Origin of the sequence: Streptomyces asiaticus (genome assembly GCF_018138715.1) — a bacterium.
Taxonomy (GTDB): Bacteria; Actinomycetota; Actinomycetes; order Streptomycetales; family Streptomycetaceae; genus Streptomyces; species Streptomyces asiaticus.
The window spans coordinates 1,450,532-1,468,207 of the sequence record NZ_JAGSHX010000006.1 but is presented as its reverse complement, the minus strand read 5'-3'; the positions used below and the strand labels follow the sequence as shown (position 1 = coordinate 1,468,207).

Here is a 17,676-nt window from a genome sequence, read left to right as displayed (position 1 = left end):
AGTCAGTCGTTCCGATGAAAGACCTCACGGGGAAGGTGGCCCTGGTCACCGGGGGCTCCAAGGGCGTGGGCAAGGCGATCGCGCGGACCCTCGCGGCCCGCGGCGCCGATGTCGTCCTCAACTACTTCCACTCGCACGACCAGGCCAAGCGCACCAGGGACGAACTGGTGGCAGAGGGCGCCCGGGTCGAGCTCGCCCGGGCCTCGGTGGCCCGGCAGGAGCAGGTCGACCGGATGTTCGCCGAGATCGAGGAGCGCCACGGGCGGCTGGACATCCTGGTCAACAGCGCCGCCAACGGGGCCCTGCTGCCCCTGGCCGAGGTGACCGACGAGGACATCGCCAAGGCCATCGACACCAACTACAAGGGCGGACTGCGCTGCGCCCGCGGCGCGGTCCCGCTGATGGCGCGGGGCGGCGGCGGGTCGATCGTCACCGTCTCGGCGCTCGGCGGCTCGCAGATGGTGATGGCCAACTACTCGGCCTGCGCCCCCGCCAAGGCGGCCGCCGAGGCCGCCACCCGCTATCTCGCCGTGGAGTACGCCCCGCTGGGCATCCGGGTGAACACCGCCTCGGCCGCCATGCTGGAGAGCGAGGTCGCGGACAAGTTCCCCAGGGCCCGGGAGATGCAGGAGGTGATCGCGAGGGCGACCCCCTTCGGACGGCTGGGCACCCCGGAGGAGTTCGCCGACGTCGTCGCCTTCCTGGCCTCCGACGCCTCGCGGTGGATCACCGGACAGGTGGTGCTCGCCGACGGGGGACTGACGCTGGGCGCCGCCCTCATGTCGCCGCCCGCCGCGGCCCCCGTACGGGAGGAGGCCGCACCGGCCGCACCGGAGCCGGAGCCCGTCGTGGCGCGCGAGGCCGTCGTGACGCGCGAGGCCGTCGTGACGCGCGAGCCTGTCGTGGCGCCCGAGCCCGTCGTGACGCGCGAGCCCGTCCTGGCGCCCGAGCCGGATCCCGTCGTGGCCCCTGAGCCCGTGGCCCCCGATGTCCCCGACGACGCGATCGCCGTCGTCGGCATGGGCCTCGCGGTCGCCGGGGCGAACAGTCCCGAGGAGTTCTGGAAGCTCCGTACGACCGGTGACGAGCTGTTCGTCAAGATCCCCCGGGACCGCTGGCGGCACGAGAACTTCCACGCCGTCGACACGGCCGCCGAGGACAAGGCGTACGCCGACCGCTGCGTCTTCATCACCGACTTCCAGGCCGCCCCCGGCTCCGTCGACAGCATGGCCGAGGGCGCGGACGACCACGAGCTGACCACCATGTGGCTGCGCCACAGCCTGGTCCAGGCCCTGGACGGAGTGCGCCACCAGGACTCCGACCGCTGCTCCTTCGTGGTCGGCTACACCCCCGACGGCAGCCAGCACCTGGAAGAGGCCGGGGTGCTGGACAGCGTCACCCGGATGACCCACGACATCCTCGGGGACCTGCCGCTGGACGACGGTGAGCGCACCGCCCTCGGCGGCGACATCGAGGCGGCCCTGAACCGCCGCTACTGGCGCGCCGGACAGGACCGTTCGCGCTTCCTGCCGCACCGCGTCGGAGAGCTGGCGATGCGCGGCCTGCTGCCGCCCTCCACCGAGCTGCACATGGTGGACACCGCCTGCTCCTCGTCGCTGTACGCGATCGACATCGCGGCCAAGGGCCTGCTGATGGGCAAGCAGGACATCGCCGTCTGCGGCGGCGCCTTCGCGCTCGCGCCGCGCGGCACCGTGCTCTTCTCCAAGCTCCAGGGGCTCTCCAAGCGCGGTGAGGTGCACGCGCTGGACGAGGACGCCGATGGCGTGATCTTCGCCGACGGCGCCGCGCTGGTCGTCCTCAAGCGGCTGAGCCGGGCACGGGCCGACGGCGACGAGGTGCTCGGGGTGCTCCGCGCCTTCGGCTCGTCGTCCGACGGCAAGGGCAAGGCCATCTACGCCCCCAACGCCGCCGGTCAGAGCCTCGCGGTGCGGCGCGCCCTGGAGGCGGGCGAGGTCGAGGGCTCCGCGGTGAGCTGGGTCAACGCCCACGCCACCGGCACCCCGGCCGGTGACCTCGCCGAGTTCACCACGCTGCGGGAGTACTACGGCACCGCCGGACCCGCCGCGGTCACCTCCAACAAGTCCCTGATCGGCCACACCGGCTGGGCGGCGGGCGTGGTCTCGCTCATCGAGAACCTGCTGGGCCTGGCCGAGCACACCATCCCCGGTCAGTTCCGCTTCTCCAAGCCCCGCGAGGACTTCCGGCTCGCCGAGACCGGACTGGAGATCACCCCCGAGCACAAGGACTGGCCGGAGCGGTCCGACAGCCCGCGGCTGGCCGCGGTGTCGGGCTTCGGCTTCGGCGGCACCAACGCCCATCTGATCGTCTCCGAGCACCGGGCGCGCCCCGCCGCCGGAGCCGCCACCGCCACCGACCGGGCCCCCGCGACCGTCACCAAGGTCCCGGACACCGGCAGCCGGGTGGCGATCGTCGGCTGGTCGGCCCATCTGCCGGGGCTGGCGGGCCGCGAGGAGGTCACCCGCTGGCTGGGCGGCGGGCCGCGCCCCCGCGACAGCTTCGGCGACGAGTACCCGGCGCCGCCGTTCAGCAAGGTCCGGCTGCCGCCCAAGACCATCCGCGCCCTGGACCGCTGCCAGCTGATGATCGTGGAGTGCGCCCATCAACTGCGCGACCAGATGCCGGACTTCTGGCAGGAGCGGGCGCTCAAGACCGGGGTGTTCGTCGGCCATATGGGCCCGACCCGCGCCGCGATGCTCTACGCCAACCGCTGCTACCTCGACGACATCGCCGAGGCGCTGGGCGAACTGCCCTCCGACGCCCTGCCCGGTGTGCTGGAGCGGCTCGGCGACCGCGTACGCGGCATGATCCCGGCCTCCAACGAGGACTCCTTCCCCGGCCAGATGCCCAACATCATCTCGGCCCGGGTGGCGAACTACTTCGACCTCAACGGCCCGAACATGACGATGGACTCCGGCTTCGCCTCCGCCGTCTCCTCCATCACCTCCGCCGGCCGCTATCTGCGCACCGGTGAGCTGGACTTCGCGCTCGCGGGCGGGATCAACGGCAACAGCCTCCCGGAGTACCGGACGCTGATCGGCGAGCTGCTGCCGCCGGAGGCCCGGGAACTCGCCGAGGGCGCCTTCCTGTTCGCGCTCACCACCGAGGAGCGGGCCCGCGCCGCCGGGCTCGAGGTGCTCGCGTACGTGGACGAGCCGCTCGGCGCCGTCGAGGCGGGGCGTGGGGAGGCCGCCCCGGAGGAGGTCCTGCTGTGCGGTACGCCCGCGCCCGAGCACGCCCGCTACCTGGGCGCGGCCGGCGGCCTCGCCGTCCTCAAGGCGCTGCACCGGCCCTCGGGGACCGTGGAGATCGCCACCGACGAGAGCGAGGGCGCCGCCGGGGCCCGGCTCCGGCTGACCATCCCGGGTGACGGCCCGGAGTCCGCCGGCCCGGAGTCCGCCGGCTCCGAGTCCGAGGGCCGGGAGTCCGACAGCCGGGAGTCCGAGGGCCGGGAGTCCGAGGGCCGGGAGTCCGAGGGCCGGGAGGCGGTCCCGGCCGCGCTGCCCGCCGCGTTCACCACCGGCGGACGGCTCGCGGACGGCACCCCGGTACGGGTCCGCCGCCAGGTGCCCGTCCTGACCGAGCTGCCCGCGCGCCCCGTACGCGAGCGCGTCCCGTTCCTGCCCGCCGGGGCGGTGGTGCTCACCGACGCCCCCGGGCCGCTCGCCGCCGCCGCGCCGCCGGACGCGGACCTCACCGTCCTGTCCACGGCGCCGCTCGCGGCCCCGCGCCCCGGCTGGCACCACCTGGCCGAGGTCACCGAGGAGTCGGTCCGCCGAGCCCTGGCGGGCGCGGGCCCCGGGGTCACCCACCTCAGGGTGGTGGGTGACCTCGGCCGGGCGGCCACGGACGGCCCCGCGCCCGCCCTCACCGCCCTGCACGACGCCGCCTATCTGACCCTCCAGCACCTCTACGACGACCTGGGCGACCCCGGCTCCTCGGCCGTGGCGCTGCTGCTGGGCGCCGCGCCGGACGGCACCCCGCATCCGTACACCGGGCTCTTCACCGGGCTGTGGAAGACCGCGGCCCTGGAGCGGGACGCCTGCCTCGTCTTCACGCTGTGCACCTCGGCCACCGACCTCACCGAGGCGATGGCCCGCGCCGAGGAGGAGAGCGCGGCCGAGCGGGTCTTCCCCGTGGTGTTCGACCTCGACGGCGTGCGGAAGGCGTATCTGCTCTCCGACGAGCCGAACGACCTGGCGGCGGGGGCACCGGCCGTCCTCGGCCCGGACTCGGTCGTGGTGGTCGCCGGGGGAGCCCGGGGCATCACCGCCGAGGTGGTCAAGGCGGTGGCCGAGCACTTCCGGCCCCGGATCTACGTCCTGGGCAGCAACTCCCTGGACGACTATCCGCCGGAGACGTACCAGGGCACCGACGAGGAGTTCGCCGCCCGGCGCGCCGGTTACATCAAGACGGAGATCGCCCGGCGCGACGGCCGCACCGTGGCCGACATCAACCGCGCCTTCGACCGCATGGTCAACGCCCGCTGGGCGAAGCGCAACCTGGACGAGATGGCCGCCCACAGCGGCGCGGGACGGGTCACCTACCTCGCCTGCGACATGCGCGACGGCGCGGCGGTGGACCGGGCGATCGGCCGGGTCCTGGAGGAGCGGGGGCGGATCGACCTGCTGGTCAACGCCGCCGGGCTACAGCGCTCCGGGCTGATCAAGGACAAGAGCTTCGCCGAGTTCGCCTCCATCCGCGATCTGAAGCTGGACTCCTACCTCCACCTCAAGCGCGCCCTGCGCACCGCGCCGCCCCGGCTGTGGTGCAACTTCGGCTCGCTGCTGGGCTACTTCGGGCAGCTGGGGGAGGCCGACTACGCCGCGGCCAACGACTTCCTGGCCGCCGCCGCGACCCACACCCGCGCGACCGATTCGCGGACGGACGAGTTCACCATCGGCTGGACGCTGTGGGAAGGCGTCGGCATGGGCGCCAACGAGCTGACCAAGGCGTACTACGAGCGCGCGGGCTCGTACAGCAACATGGCCATCGCCGAGGGCATCCACCACTTCGTCCAGGAGCTCCACGCCCCCGTGCGGCGCCCCTCCGTCGTCCACCTCGGCGACGCCGAGCGCGCCACCGTGGAGCGCTTCTACCCCGGCTATCTGGACCGGCGGCCCGGGTTCTTCCTGCGCCGGCTGGTGGCCTCCGACGAGCGGTCCGTGGTCTACGAGTGCCCCTTCGACCTGGACACCGACGGCTATCTCGAACACCACACGGTGCGCGGCGAGGCCACCCTGCCCGGCACCTTCGTCACCGAACTGGCCGCCGAGGCCGCCCGGGCCCTGGTCCCCGGCAAGCGGGTGATCGCCTTCGAGGATCTGCGCTTCGAGCACTTCCTGCGGGTCTACCGCGACATCCCGGCCGGTCCCAGGCGGATCCGCGCCGAACTGGTGGACAGCCCCGGTGAGGTGACCGTCGTCCAGGTGCGGATCACCGAGGACGTGGTCGCGCCCAGCGGGGTGGTCCTGGTCGAGGACCGGGTGCACTTCCTGGCCCGGGTGCTGCTCGACACCGAGGCGCCCACCGCGCCGCGCTGGGAGGAGTGGCCGACGGGGGAGGAGACCCCGGTGCCCGACCCGTACCACCAGCCAGGCTCCCCGGTGCGGCTGACCGGCCCCTTCGTCTCCACCACCGACACCCGGATCCACCCCCGGGGCAAGCGCGCCCGCTACGCGCCCGACGTCCCGGCCGGCGATCCGGTGTGGTCCCGCTTCACCGTGCCGAGCATCCTGCTCGACGGGCTGGCCCGGGTGGGGGTGCTGGACCTGGTCGACGGGCATCTGGTGCCGGTGGCCGCGCCGCTGTCGATCCGCCGGATCGATCTGTACGAGGAGATCAGCGACCACGACCTGGCCGCGTCCGGGGAGGACATCGATCTCTTCGTCACCCCGCCCGGCTTCGATCTGACGGCCGACACCATCAGCAACCGCTTCGTGGCGGTGCGGCCCGACGGCCGGATGCTGCTCCAGATGAAGGACATGCGGGCCACCCTCATCGGCTATGTCGACGCAGAGACCGGCGAGGCCGTCCCCCTGGAGCAGGCACCGGCGGGGGAGGACCGGACATGACCGCGACTCAGCCGGACATGACCGTGACCGCGGAGGACGCGCCGGTCCAGCCGGTGACCCGGATGGTGTGGCGGCTCACCGAGCTGCCCCGCCCCGCCGGGCCGCACCCCCGGCTGGCCGGGCTGCGGGTGCTGCTGATCGGCGGCGAGGAGGACATCGCCGCCGGGGTGGAGCGGGAACTGAAGGGGCACGGCGCGCTGGTGCGCCGGGAGCCGGACGGCCCCGGCCCCGTGGACGCCGTCGTCGACCTCACCGTGGGCCGGGCGTACGACCCGGACCGGGCCGCCTCCGCCGGGGCGTGGCGGCGGGCGCTGACCGAGACCGTGACCGCGCTGCGCGGGGTCTACGACGACTGGGCGGCCGAGACCGCCGCGGACCGGCTGTGCTATCTCGCCGTCAGCTACCTCGGCGGCGGGATGGGCCAGCATCCGCGGGACGGTCTCGAGCAGCCGCTCGGCGGCATCTGGGCGGGGCTCGCCAAGACCCTGCACCGGGAGTTCCCCAACGTGGCCGCCCGCGTCGTGGACATCGACCTGGCCGCCTCCGCCGAACTGCCCGGCATCGTCGCCGCCGAGCTCGGCCGCACCGGTGAGATCGAGGTCGGCTACCGCGACGGCCGCCGGTACACCCTCACCCCCGAGGACCGGCCGGTGGCAGCGCTCGCCCTCACCCTCGGCTCCGAGGACACCGTGCTGATCTCCGGCGGCGGCCGCGGCATCGGCTGGGAGCTGGCCAGGTCGCTGGCCGCCCGGCACGGCGTACGGGTCGTGGTGACCGGCCGGGAGCCGTTCCCCAGCGGGGACGAGCCCTGGTTCGGCGTGGACGAGGCCGGGTGGAAGGCGTACGAGAGGCAGATCTGGGCGGGCCGCGCCAAGGGCGAGTCGCCCGCCGTGGTCCGCGGCCGGCTGGCCCGCACCCGCCGGCTGTGGGAGCTCGCCACCCATCTGACCTCGGCCCGGCGGGAGGGGCTGCGCATCGAGTACGCGCGCTGCGACTTCACCGACCGCGCCCAGGTGCGCGAGCTCATCCGGCGCGAGGACGCGCTGGAGGGCGGCCGGCTCGCCGGGGTGGTGCACAACGCCGGGGTGGACACCTCAGCCCGGCTGCCGAAGAAGACCGACGAGGAGATCCTGCGCACCGTCGAGGTCAAGATCGAGGGCTTCCTCAACGTCTTCGAGGAGGTGCGGGGGCGCGACCTGAAGTTCTTCTGTAGCGTCGGCTCCCTCACCGGACGGCTCGGCGGCATGGTCGGCCAGCTCGAGTACGCGGCGGCCAACGACGGTCTGGCGCGGCTCGGCCAGTGGGCCGCCCGCCGGGCCGCGTTCCCCGTGATGACCCTCGCCTGGCCCACCTGGGACCGCATCGGTCTGATCGCCAACTTCGCCGCCACGCTGCGCTACATGGCCGCGATCGACGTGGCGGACGGTCTGGAGCGCTGGCGGGCCGAACTGCTGGCGGGGTCCGAGGGCGAGGTCACCTTCGTCGGACCGCTGGGCAAGGCCATCGACCCGGGGCAGGCCATCGGCTATCCGGTGGTGCCCGCGCTGCCCGGCTTCGCCGCCGCGTATCCGAAGGTCTTCCACCTCGGCGAGGTGACCTCCTACCAGCCGCACGCCCAGCTCACGGCACGCGTCGTCATCGACCCCGAACACACCCCCGCGCTGGGCGACTTCCGCGTCGACGGCGCCCCCGCGCTGCCGCCCTCCCTGCTGCTGGAGAACGCGCTGCGGGCCGCCGAATGGATCGTCCCCGAGGACTTCCCGGCGCTGCGGGCCGGTGCGCTGGAGGAGATCGTGGTGCCGCTGGCGCTGCTGCGCCTCGACGGCCCCGCGATCCGGCTGGTCCGCGAGATCCGCGGCTTCCACGAGGGGCACGACTGGATCGTGGAGGTCCGCTACCGCCACGAGGGGGCCGCGGACGGCCCGGAGGCGAGCCTGCGCATCGTCCACGAGACCGGCGCGCCCCGGCCGCCCGCCCCGCCGCGCCCCGACGTCCAGCAGACCACCACCCTCCGCTCCGGGCCGCCCTTCCTGCACTGGCGCGGCGCCGTGGTGCCGCTCTCCGCATGGACGGCGGGGCCGGCGGGCCGCCTGGTGGCCGAGGTCCCGCGCTGCCTGCCGGTCGACCTGTGGGCGACGCCGTACGTGCCCGGGACGGCCCTTCCGGTCGCCGCGCTGGAGAACGTGGTGCGGCGGTGCACCACCCAGGGCGACGGCCTCTCGGTCACCGCCGACCCCCTGGTCCTCGGCCGGATCGCACCGCACTCCGCCGAGCGCGGACCCACCCGTGTCGAGGGCGATCCCTCGCTCGGCGTCTGGCGGATCACCGACGCAGACTCCGGGGAGCCCGTGGCGACCGTCTCGGGACTCTCCGGCCCGCTGGGAAACACGACGGAATAGAAAGGCAGTTCATGTCCACTCCCGAGCAGAACAAGGCCGTCCTCGCGCGCTACTACGAGGAGTGCCTCAACAAGGGCAACCTGGACGTCATCTACGAGGGCGCCACCGAGGACCACATCAGCCACGGCACCGCCGCCAACGGCAAGGAGGGCGTGGAGCACCTGAAGGAGTGGGTGCGGCTCCAGCGCGCCTCCTTCCCCGACCTCCACGTCACCGTGGACGACTGGATCCTGGAGGGGAACAAGGTCGTCAGCCGCTTCACCGCGCGCGGCACCCACACCGGCGACGACTACGCGGGCCTCATCCCGGCGCAGGGCCGCAAGCTGGAGATCCCCGGCATCGTCATCGACGAGTTCAACGACGAGGGCAAGATCGTGGAGAGCTGGTTCTCCATGGACTCCTACGACCTCGCCACCCAGCTCGGGGCGTTCGACGCGCCCCCGGCGTGACCGGCCATGAGCCGGCCCCGGGCTCCGGGGCCGGCATCCCGGTCCTCATCACCGGCTGCTCCTCCGGAATCGGCCGCGCGTGCGCGCTGCGGCTGCACCGGGCCGGGCACGCCGTGTACGCCACCGCGCGGCGGCCCGAGACGCTGGCGGAGCTCGCGGCGATCGGCATCCGCACCATGGCGCTCGACGTCACCGACGAGGAGTCCATGGCCACCGCCGTCGCCAAGGTCGAGGCGGAGCACGGCGCGGTCGGGGCGCTGGTCAACAGCGCGGGCTACGCCATGTCGGGCTGTATCGAGGAAGCCTCCCTGGCCGAGGTGCGCGAACAGTTCGAGACCAATGTGTACGGCCTGGTCCGGCTCAGCCAGCTGGTGCTGCCCGCGATGCGCGCCCACGGCGGCGGCACGATCGTCAACATCTCCTCCATCTTCGGCCGTTACGCCGTCCCCGGCTCGGGCTTCTACAACGCCACCAAGCACGCCGTGGAGGGCTTGAGCGACTCGCTGCGGAACGAGGTGGCCGACTTCGGGGTGCGGGTCGTCCTCGTCGAGCCGGGCCCGGTGCGCACCACCCGCTTCGGCGCCACCTATGTGGCCAATCTGCGGCCGGTGAGCCGGACGTACGAGACCTTCCGCCGGGAGAGCGCCGAGTACTTCGAGGCGATCTACACCGGCAGCCGCCGGACCCTGGCGGGCACCTTCGCGATCCAGGCGGACGATGTGGCCCGCCGGGTGGCGAAGGTGGTGGCCAAGGGCGCCCGCGGCTCCCGGCCGCGCGCCCGCTACCCCGTCGGACTGCTCGCCCACAGCACGATCGCCCTGCGGCGCCTCACCTCCGACGTCCTTTTCGACCATCTCTTCGTGCGCCGCCTGTTTCCGGTGCCCCGCGGGCCGCGGCCGCGAAAGCAAGGAGACCACCGATGACCACAGCGACCTCCGCGCCGCGCATCGCACCCGGCCCCAAGGGCGCCCCGCTGCTGGGCAGTCTGGGCCCCTGGAAGCGGAACACCGCCGAATTCCTGCTCGGACTCCAGCGCGACCACGGCGAGATCGTCCGGATGCGGCTCGGCCCGTTCCTGGTGCACCAGGTGACCGAGCCCGAGGCGGTACGCCGGGTGCTGGTGGAGAACAACGGCAACTACGTCCGCGGCCCGCTCTACGAGCAGTTCGGCGTGGTCATGGGCAAGGGACTGCTCACCACCGACGGCGAGTTCTGGCGCGCCCACCGGCGGGCGGTACAGCCGGTCTTCCTCAAGAACGCCATCACCGACATCATCCCCAACATCATCCGGGCCACCGAGGAGATGCTGGACACCTGGGAGCGCAAGGCCGCCGCCGGTGAGCCGGTCGACCTGATGACCGACATGCTGCGGCTGACCCTGGTCACCCTCTCCCGCTCGCTGTTCGCCTACGACATCAAGCCGGATTCGGCCCTGCTGAAGACGATCGTGGACGATGTGGTGGAGGTGATGTTCCGCCGCGGCACCGCCACCGAGATGCTGCCCTCCTGGGTGCCGACGGACCGTCAGCGCAAGATCCTCAGGATCCACCGGGTCTTCGACCGCATCGTGGCCGATGTGCGCCGGAGTTACGCCGAGACGGGGGAGGGGCCGCTGATCGCGCTGATGGAGCGGGCCACCGACCCGGCCACCGGTGAGCCCTGGACCGATCAGCAGATCAAGGACGAGCTGCTCACGGTCTATCTGGCCGGCCATGAGACCACCGCCGTCTCGCTGTGCTGGACGCTGCTGTCGGTCGCCGCTCATCCCGGCGTCCAGGAGGAGCTGGACGCCGAGATCGCCACGGTGCTCGGCGGCGGCCTGCCGGACGCGGAGAGCGCCGAGGCGCTGACGTACACCAAGATGGTCGTCGACGAGAGCCTGCGGATGCACCCGCCCATCTGGATCTTCCCCCGGGCGGCGGTGGAGGCGGACACCCTCGGCGGCTACGGCATCGAGCCGGGCTCCTCGATCCTGCTGTCCCCGCTGGTCTCCCACCACAACCCGCGCCACTGGGAGAACCCGCTGGCCTTCGACCCGTACCGGTTCACCCCGCAGGCCATCAAGGAGCGGCCGCGGATGGCGTACCTGCCGTTCGGCTCGGGGCCCCGGCAGTGCGTCGGCAACTTCATGGCGCTGCTGGAGCTGCGCATCATCGTGGCCATGGTGAACCAGCGCTTCCGGATCAGCCGGATCCCGGGGACCGAACTGCGGTACGGCTCACCGGTGATCTCGCTGCGGCCGCTGAAGGACGTGATGGTGACGGTGACTCCGCGCGAGCGATCCACCGCCGCCCCCCGTCCGTCCCGCCGGACCGCTCCCGCCGCCCCCGCCGCCTGCCCCCATCACCCATAGCCCGGAGGGCGGAAGCGGAATCGGAGTTCCGGGCCGGACCGGCGCCGTCGCCTTTCCCGATTTCGCCCGCGCGCCCCGGCCCGGGATACCCGGCACACCGTCGGAAGCAGGGGTCCGTGGCGGTGGATCATTATCGACGGGACGCGGGCGCATTTCGGGGAAAACGCGTCCCGTGGCGCTGGGTTCGGAAATGCGGAAGATGTGCGGCCGGGCGCGAAGGGCGAGGCCCGGGCCGATCGCGCGGCAGCGCTCCCGCGCCGGGGCTACGCCCTCCGGCGGGCCGCGGAAACCGTTCCCGGGCGGGGGCGGAAATCCACCGCGCCGACCGGTCGGTTTTCTTGACGCTCCTGGTGGAAGGGGTGGGACGGACCCTTTCCCCAGGTGCGCCGGGACGCGCAAGAACTTCATTTCACGATCGCTACGGGCGTTTACTCCCAGGTGGCGCCCGGTGTGGCCGTCCACCGCCCCCCGTCCGCTCCCCGGAGCACTCGCGCACAATGCCTCCGAATGAATGTCCGACGTATGTACGGACGCTCCCCCGCGCCCCCGGGTGACCCGGATGGTGGTCGCTGAGCCATCCGGCGGGGCAACCCCGCGGATCTGTGGCAGGGTCAGGGGGCTAGCAGTTGAACCAGAGGCACTGTCACCGCCGCTGTTCACTAAACGGAGGCGCTGTATCGTGTGCGTGTACGCCGGGTTGTCGAGCGGCGCAGCATCAGGGAGGGGGACGCGTGTCGCCAGGGGAAGCGCACGTCGCACCGTACTCACGGCGCGAGCGGCTGCGCATCGCGACCATCCGTGAAATCAAGGACGTTGCCCGGACGCTCCTGGTTCAGGAGGGCCCGGAAAACGTGACCATCCGGGCCATCGCGCGTGAGATGGGCATGACCGCGCCGGCCGTCTACCGCTACTTCAGTAGCCGGGATGCGCTGATCCTTCAGCTGCGTGTGGACATTTTCGAGGAGATGGCCCGCTTCATGCAGGGGGTCCTCGGCCAGCACCCCGAGGAGGAGCCGGGCCGCCGGTGGATCAGCGGCGCCCGCGCGCTGCGGGTCTGGGCGATCAAGCACCCCCATGAGTTCGGGCTCATCCTCGGCCCCTGGGCCCCGGGGCTCGGCCGCGAGGAGACCAAGCCCGAGCGCCATATGAGCTGGGTCTTCGGCTCCGTCTACTCCGATCTGGTGGCCGACCTGTGGCGGGTGCGGGGCTTCCCCGCCCCCGAGGTCGAGGAGCTCGACCCCGGCCTCGCGCGCACCCTCACCGCGCTCAGCGAGGACCAGGACGTCGACATGCCCCCCGGAGCCATCGCCGTGATGCTCCGCTGCTGGGTGCGGCTGTACGGGGTGATCTCCATGGAGGCGCTCGGCCATATGTCCTTCGCGCTCTCTGAGGGTCAGCACTTCTTCGAGTTCGAGCTCCGCGACCTGTGCCGGGTGCTGGACATCTCGGAGTTCTACGAAGAGGTCGTCTGAGGTCGTCCGAAGGCCCCCGGACACCGGCCCGGGGGCGTTCGCCGGTCACCCGCCCGGCGCCCCGTCGAAGGTCACATCGGGGTATCGCTCCGTACATGTGTACACCGAGAGGCGTAAGCTGTGGCAATGCCCGTCCGGATCATGCCGGAGCCGGGCCCTTGTCGCCTGTTCGGGGGCTAGGGGCCGGGGCCCGTTGACAAGACGGAGCGGCGTGTCCGGATCGTGCGGACCCTGGTAACCGGTGTAGAACGGGGGATGTGACGGCATTGGCTACACGGCCCATCTCCAGCGCTCCCGAGGGGCCCGGTCGCCGGGACCCACGTGGCGTCCTGGGTCTCGCCCGTACGCCTGGCTGTCCACGGTGACCGTCGAGGACGAGCGCAGCGGGTCCCATACCACGTCGAGCAGCCGGAGCGGCGGGCAGGAAGCCGCTCGCGCCGTGCTCGACAAGGCCGCCCACGAGAACTTCCCCGTAGCCCCCTTCTTCCTCCCCCGCGCCTGGCGCACCGATCTGATGGCCGTCTACGGCTACGCCCGGCTGGTCGACGACATCGGCGACGGCGATCTGCCCCCCGGCGGCGCCGACGCCGAACTGCTCGGTCTTGACCGCGACCGGGCGGACGACGCGCTCGCGATGCTGGACGCGTTCGAGGCCGACCTCCGCCGGGTCTTCGAGCCCGCCGTGGAACCGCGCCATCCGCTGCTGCGGGCCCTGCGCCCCACCGTCCACCGCCATGGGCTCGACCAAGGGCCCTTCCTGGGGCTGATCGAGGCCAACCGCCAGGACCAGCGGATCCGGCGGTACGCCACCTACCAGGACCTCCTCGACTACTGCGAGCTGTCCGCCAACCCGGTCGGACGGCTCGTCCTCGGCATCACCGGCACCGCGAGCCCCGAGCGGATCCGCCACTCGGACGCCATCTGCACCGCCTTGCAGATCATCGAGCACCTTCAGGACGTGGCCGAGGACCTCCGCAGGGACCGCGTCTACCTGCCCGCCGAGGACATGAAACGCTTCGGTGTGACCGAGGCCGACCTCGCCGCCCCCAGGGGCGGCGTACGGGTGCGCGCGCTGGTCGCGAAGGAGGCGGAACGCGCCGCTGCCCTGCTGAATGAAGGCACCCCCCTGGTGGGTAGCGTCCACGGCAGGCTCAAGGTGCTGCTCGCCGGATTCGTGGCCGGGGGGCGGGCCGCCTTGCGGGCGGTCGCGGCCGCGGGACATGACGTACTCCCTGGACCGCCCAGGCCCACCAAGCTCAGCCTGCTGCGCGAGGTGGGGGCGACACTGCGAAGAGAGGGGTGAGCCGGACCGTGAAGGGATCTCCGCACGCGTCCGCGCCAGTGCTCGCGGCGTACCGCTACTGCGAGGCCGTGACCGGCCACCAGGCCCGTAACTTCGCCTACGGCATCAGGCTGCTGCCGACGGAGAAGCGCCATGCGATGTCGGCCCTGTACGCCTTCTCCCGCCGGGTCGACGACATCGGCGACGGCCCCCTCGACCCGGAGGCCAAGCGCACCCGGCTGGCGGACACCCGCGCCCTGCTGGACCGGATGCGGGGCGGCGGCATCGAGGAGGACGACACCGACCCCGTCGCCGTCGCCCTCGCCCATGCCGCACACCGCTTCCCGATCCCGCTCGACGCGCTGGACGAGCTGATCGACGGCGTGCTGATGGACGTGGCCGGGCAGACCTACGAGACCTGGGACGACCTAAAGGTCTACTGCCGCTGTGTGGCGGGCGCCATCGGACGGCTGTCACTCGGCGTCTTCGGGACCGCCCCCGGCACCGGCCACAGCGAGGACGAGCTCGAGCGCGCCCCGGCTTACGCCGACACCCTCGGGCTCGCCCTCCAGCTGACCAACATCCTGCGCGACGTCCGCGAGGACGCCGCCACCGGGCGCACCTATCTGCCCGCCGACGACCTGGCCAAATTCGGCTGCACCGCCGCGTTCCGCAGCTCCACCGCACCGCCCGACGCCGACTTCACCGGTCTGGTCCACTTCGAGGTGCGCCGGGCCAGGGCGCTGTTCACCGAGGGGTTCCGGCTGCTGCCGCTGCTGGACCGGCGCAGCGGCGCGTGTGTGGCCGCCATGGCGGGCATCTACCGCAGGCTGCTGGACCGGATCGCCAAGGACCCCGCGGCCGTCCTGCGCGGCCGTGTCTCGCTGCCCGGCCATGAGAAGGCGTATGTGGCGGTGCGCGGGCTCGCCGGTCTCGACGCCCGTGCCGTGGAGCGCCGCGGCCCCGGGAGGCCGGTGTGACCCACTCGACCCTGGACCCCGCTCCGCCCGCCGGGCCACGCCCCGCCGGGCGGAGCGCGCTGGTGATCGGCGGCGGGCTCGCCGGTACGACGGCCGCGCTCGCGCTGGCCGACGCCGGGCTGCGGGTCACCCTGGTCGAGGGCCGCCCCCGCCTGGGCGGCCTCGCCTTCTCCTTCCACCGCTCCTCCCCGGCGGGCGTGCTCAGCGTCGACAACGGCCAGCATGTGTACTTGCGCTGCTGCACCGCCTACCAGTGGTTCCTGGAGCGGGTCGGTGCGGCCCGACTCGCCCCGCTCCAGGGCCGGTTGGACGTCCCCGTCCTCGACGCCCGGGGGCGCGACGGACGGCGGCTCGGCCGGCTGCGCCGCACCGCCCTGCCGGTGCCGCTCCATCTGTCCGCGAGCCTGGCCACCTACCCCCATCTCTCCCTCGCCGAGCGCGCCCAGGTGGGCCGCGCCGCGCTCGCCCTGGGGCGGCTGGACCCCGAGGACCCGGCGCTGGACGGGGTGGACTTCGCCGGCTGGCTGCGCCGCCACGGCCAGTCGCCGCGCGCCGTCGAGGCGCTGTGGGACCTGGTCGGCGTGGCCACGCTCAACGCCACCGCGCCCCATGTATCGCTGGGCCTGGCCGCGATGGTCTTCAAGACCGGGCTGCTCTCCCGGCCCGGCGCCGCCGACATCGGCTGGGCCCGCGCCCCGCTCGGCGAGCTGCACCACACCCACGCCCACCGCGCCCTGGACGCGGCGGGCGTGCGGACCGGCCTGCGTACCCGGGTGACCGCCGTCACCCGCACCCCCGAGGGCCGCTGGAGCGCGGCCACCGCCGGGCGGCCGGGGGAGGGGCCGCGGGCCGAGGCGGACGTTCTCGTACTGGCCGTACCGCAGCGCGAGGCGCACGCCCTGCTGCCCGACGGCGCCCTGAAGGACCCCGGCCGGCTGCTGCGCATCGGCACCGCGCCCATCCTCAATCTGCATGTGATCTACGACCGCACGGTGCTGCGCCGCCCCTTCTTCGCCGCGATCGGCTCCCCCGTCCAGTGGGTCTTCGACCGTACGGACGCCTCGGGGCTGAGGGACGCGCCCGGGGCCGGGGACAGCCAGTACCTGGCGGTGTCGCAGTCCGCCGCGTACGACGACATCGACCGCCCGGTGGCCGAGCTGCGCGCCCGCTATCTGCCCGAGCTCGAGCGGCTGCTTCCGGTCGCCCGCGGGGCGCGGGTGCGCGACTTCTTCGTCACCCGGGAGCGCACCGCCACCTTCGCCCCCGTCCCCGGCGTCGGCCTCCTCAGGCCCTCCGCCCCGACCGACGCGCCCGGCCTCTACCTGGCCGGTGCGTGGACCGCCACCGGCTGGCCCGCGACCATGGAGGGCGCCGTGCGCAGCGGTCTTTCCGCCGCCCGCGCGGCCCTCACCGACCTAGGGTCCGTCTTCGGCCGCCCGCATGTGAACCCTCTCCCCGCCCCGGGCGGGGGGACGCCCAAGGAGGCGGCATGAGCACCACCACCAAGAACAGAGGAGAGACCGTGACCCCGGCGACCCCAGGTGTCGACACCGCAGGCGTCATGGCGCTGCTGGACCGCGGCCGTACGCTCGCCACGCCGGTGCTGCGCGCCGCCGTCGACCGGCTGGCCCCGCCCATGAACACCGTCGCCGCGTACCACTTCGGCTGGATCGACGCCGAGGGCAACCCGGCCGAGGGCGACGGCGGCAAGGCCGTACGCCCCGCGCTCGCCCTGCTCTCCGCCGAGGCGGCGGGCGCCACCCCCGAGGCCGGGGTGCCCGGCGCGGTCGCGGTCGAGCTGGTGCACAACTTCTCGCTGCTCCACGACGACCTCATGGACGGGGACGAGCAGCGCCGCCACCGCGACACCGTCTGGAAGGTGCACGGCCCGGCCCAGGCCATCCTGGTCGGTGACGCCCTGTTCGCGCTGGCCAACGAGATACTGCTGGAGATCGGCACCGCCGAGGCCGGGCGGGCCACCCGCCGGCTCACCGCCGCCACCCGGAAGCTGATCGACGGTCAGGCGCAGGACATCTCCTACGAGCACCGCGAGCGGGTCACCGTCGAGGAGTGCCTGGAGATGGAGGGCAACAAGACCGGCGCCCTGATCGCCTGCGCCGCCTCCATCGGCGCCGTGCTCGGCGGCGCCGACGACCGCACCGCCGACACCCTGGAGCGCTACGGCTACCACCTGGGCCTCGCCTTCCAGGCCGTCGACGACCTGCTCGGCATCTGGGGCGACCCGGAGGCGACCGGCAAGCGGACCTGGAGCGATCTGCGCCAGCGGAAGAAGTCCCTCCCCGTGGTCGCCGCGCTCGACGCCGGCGGCCCCGACTCCGAGCGGCTCGCCCAGATCCTCGCGGCCGACGCGCACAAGCCGGAGGAGGAGTTCGCCGACTTCTCCGAGGAGGAGTTCGCCGTGCGCGCCGCGTTGATCGAGCAGGCAGGTGGCCGGGACTGGACCTCTCAGGAGGCCCGCAGACAGCATGCGACCGCCATGGAGGCGCTGGGTTCGGTGGACATGCCCGCCGAGATCCGGGCGCGGTTCGTGGCGCTCGCCGACTTCGTCGTCGTACGAGAGAGATGATCGCCATGGACCGCTAGTTCGCAGTCGCCGGCCGGCACCCA

At 73.1% G+C, this 17,676-nt stretch carries 10 protein-coding genes; all 10 read left to right on the top strand.

Going from position 1 to position 17,676, the window contains the following annotated elements:
• The first annotated feature begins 14 nt into the window (after positions 1-14).
• The 10 genes from KHP12_RS13900 (at position 15) to KHP12_RS13855 (ending at position 17,635) form a co-directional block, all read left to right on the top strand.
• Positions 15-6,113 carry an SDR family oxidoreductase gene (locus KHP12_RS13900; RefSeq protein WP_211833003.1) on the top strand — a complete coding sequence of 2,033 codons (6,099 nt, stop codon included), beginning with the start codon at positions 15-17 and terminating at the stop codon, positions 6,111-6,113.
• Entirely contained in the window at positions 6,110-8,512 is a 2,403-nt protein-coding gene (locus tag KHP12_RS13895) for an SDR family NAD(P)-dependent oxidoreductase (RefSeq protein WP_086885499.1), read from the top strand. The genes KHP12_RS13900 and KHP12_RS13895 overlap by 4 nt, the downstream gene beginning before the upstream one ends.
• Positions 8,513-8,523: 11 nt before the next feature.
• Positions 8,524-8,961, top strand: a complete 438-nt coding sequence (locus tag KHP12_RS13890) for an ester cyclase (RefSeq protein ID WP_037964560.1) — start codon at positions 8,524-8,526, stop codon at positions 8,959-8,961.
• Positions 8,958-9,884, top strand: a complete 927-nt coding sequence (locus KHP12_RS13885) for an SDR family NAD(P)-dependent oxidoreductase (RefSeq protein ID WP_086885497.1) — start codon at positions 8,958-8,960, stop codon at positions 9,882-9,884. Before KHP12_RS13890 ends, KHP12_RS13885 begins: the two co-directional genes overlap by 4 nt.
• Positions 9,881-11,314, top strand: a complete 1,434-nt coding sequence (locus tag KHP12_RS13880; RefSeq protein ID WP_211833002.1) for a cytochrome P450 — start codon at positions 9,881-9,883, stop codon at positions 11,312-11,314. Before KHP12_RS13885 ends, KHP12_RS13880 begins: the two co-directional genes overlap by 4 nt.
• A 731-nt stretch (positions 11,315-12,045) precedes the next feature.
• On the top strand, positions 12,046-12,786 hold the full coding sequence (locus tag KHP12_RS13875; protein ID WP_037964558.1) for a TetR/AcrR family transcriptional regulator: 741 nt from the start codon (positions 12,046-12,048) through the stop codon (positions 12,784-12,786).
• 439 nt (positions 12,787-13,225) lie between these two features.
• On the top strand, positions 13,226-14,089 hold the full coding sequence (hpnC, locus tag KHP12_RS13870) for a squalene synthase HpnC (protein WP_086884815.1): 864 nt from the start codon (positions 13,226-13,228) through the stop codon (positions 14,087-14,089).
• Positions 14,086-15,048, top strand: coding sequence for a presqualene diphosphate synthase HpnD (gene hpnD, locus KHP12_RS13865; protein WP_208653191.1), 963 nt, complete (start codon positions 14,086-14,088; stop codon positions 15,046-15,048). Before hpnC ends, hpnD begins: the two co-directional genes overlap by 4 nt.
• Positions 15,045-16,541, top strand: coding sequence for a hydroxysqualene dehydroxylase HpnE (gene hpnE, locus KHP12_RS13860; protein WP_308016772.1), 1,497 nt, complete (start codon positions 15,045-15,047; stop codon positions 16,539-16,541). The genes hpnD and hpnE overlap by 4 nt, the downstream gene beginning before the upstream one ends.
• Positions 16,538-17,635 carry a polyprenyl synthetase family protein gene (locus tag KHP12_RS13855; RefSeq protein ID WP_086879178.1) on the top strand — a complete coding sequence of 366 codons (1,098 nt, stop codon included), beginning with the start codon at positions 16,538-16,540 and terminating at the stop codon, positions 17,633-17,635. The genes hpnE and KHP12_RS13855 overlap by 4 nt, the downstream gene beginning before the upstream one ends.
• Positions 17,636-17,676: the final 41 nt, after the last annotated feature.

Coding starts and splice junctions, on each gene's coding strand:
- KHP12_RS13900 (WP_211833003.1), top strand. CDS start 15: ATGAAAGACCTCACGGGGAAGGTGGCCCTGGTCACCGGGGGCTCCAAG.
- KHP12_RS13895 (WP_086885499.1), top strand. CDS start 6,110: ATGACCGCGACTCAGCCGGACATGACCGTGACCGCGGAGGACGCGCCG.
- KHP12_RS13890 (WP_037964560.1), top strand. CDS start 8,524: ATGTCCACTCCCGAGCAGAACAAGGCCGTCCTCGCGCGCTACTACGAG.
- KHP12_RS13880 (WP_211833002.1), top strand. CDS start 9,881: ATGACCACAGCGACCTCCGCGCCGCGCATCGCACCCGGCCCCAAGGGC.
- KHP12_RS13855 (WP_086879178.1), top strand. CDS start 16,538: ATGAGCACCACCACCAAGAACAGAGGAGAGACCGTGACCCCGGCGACC.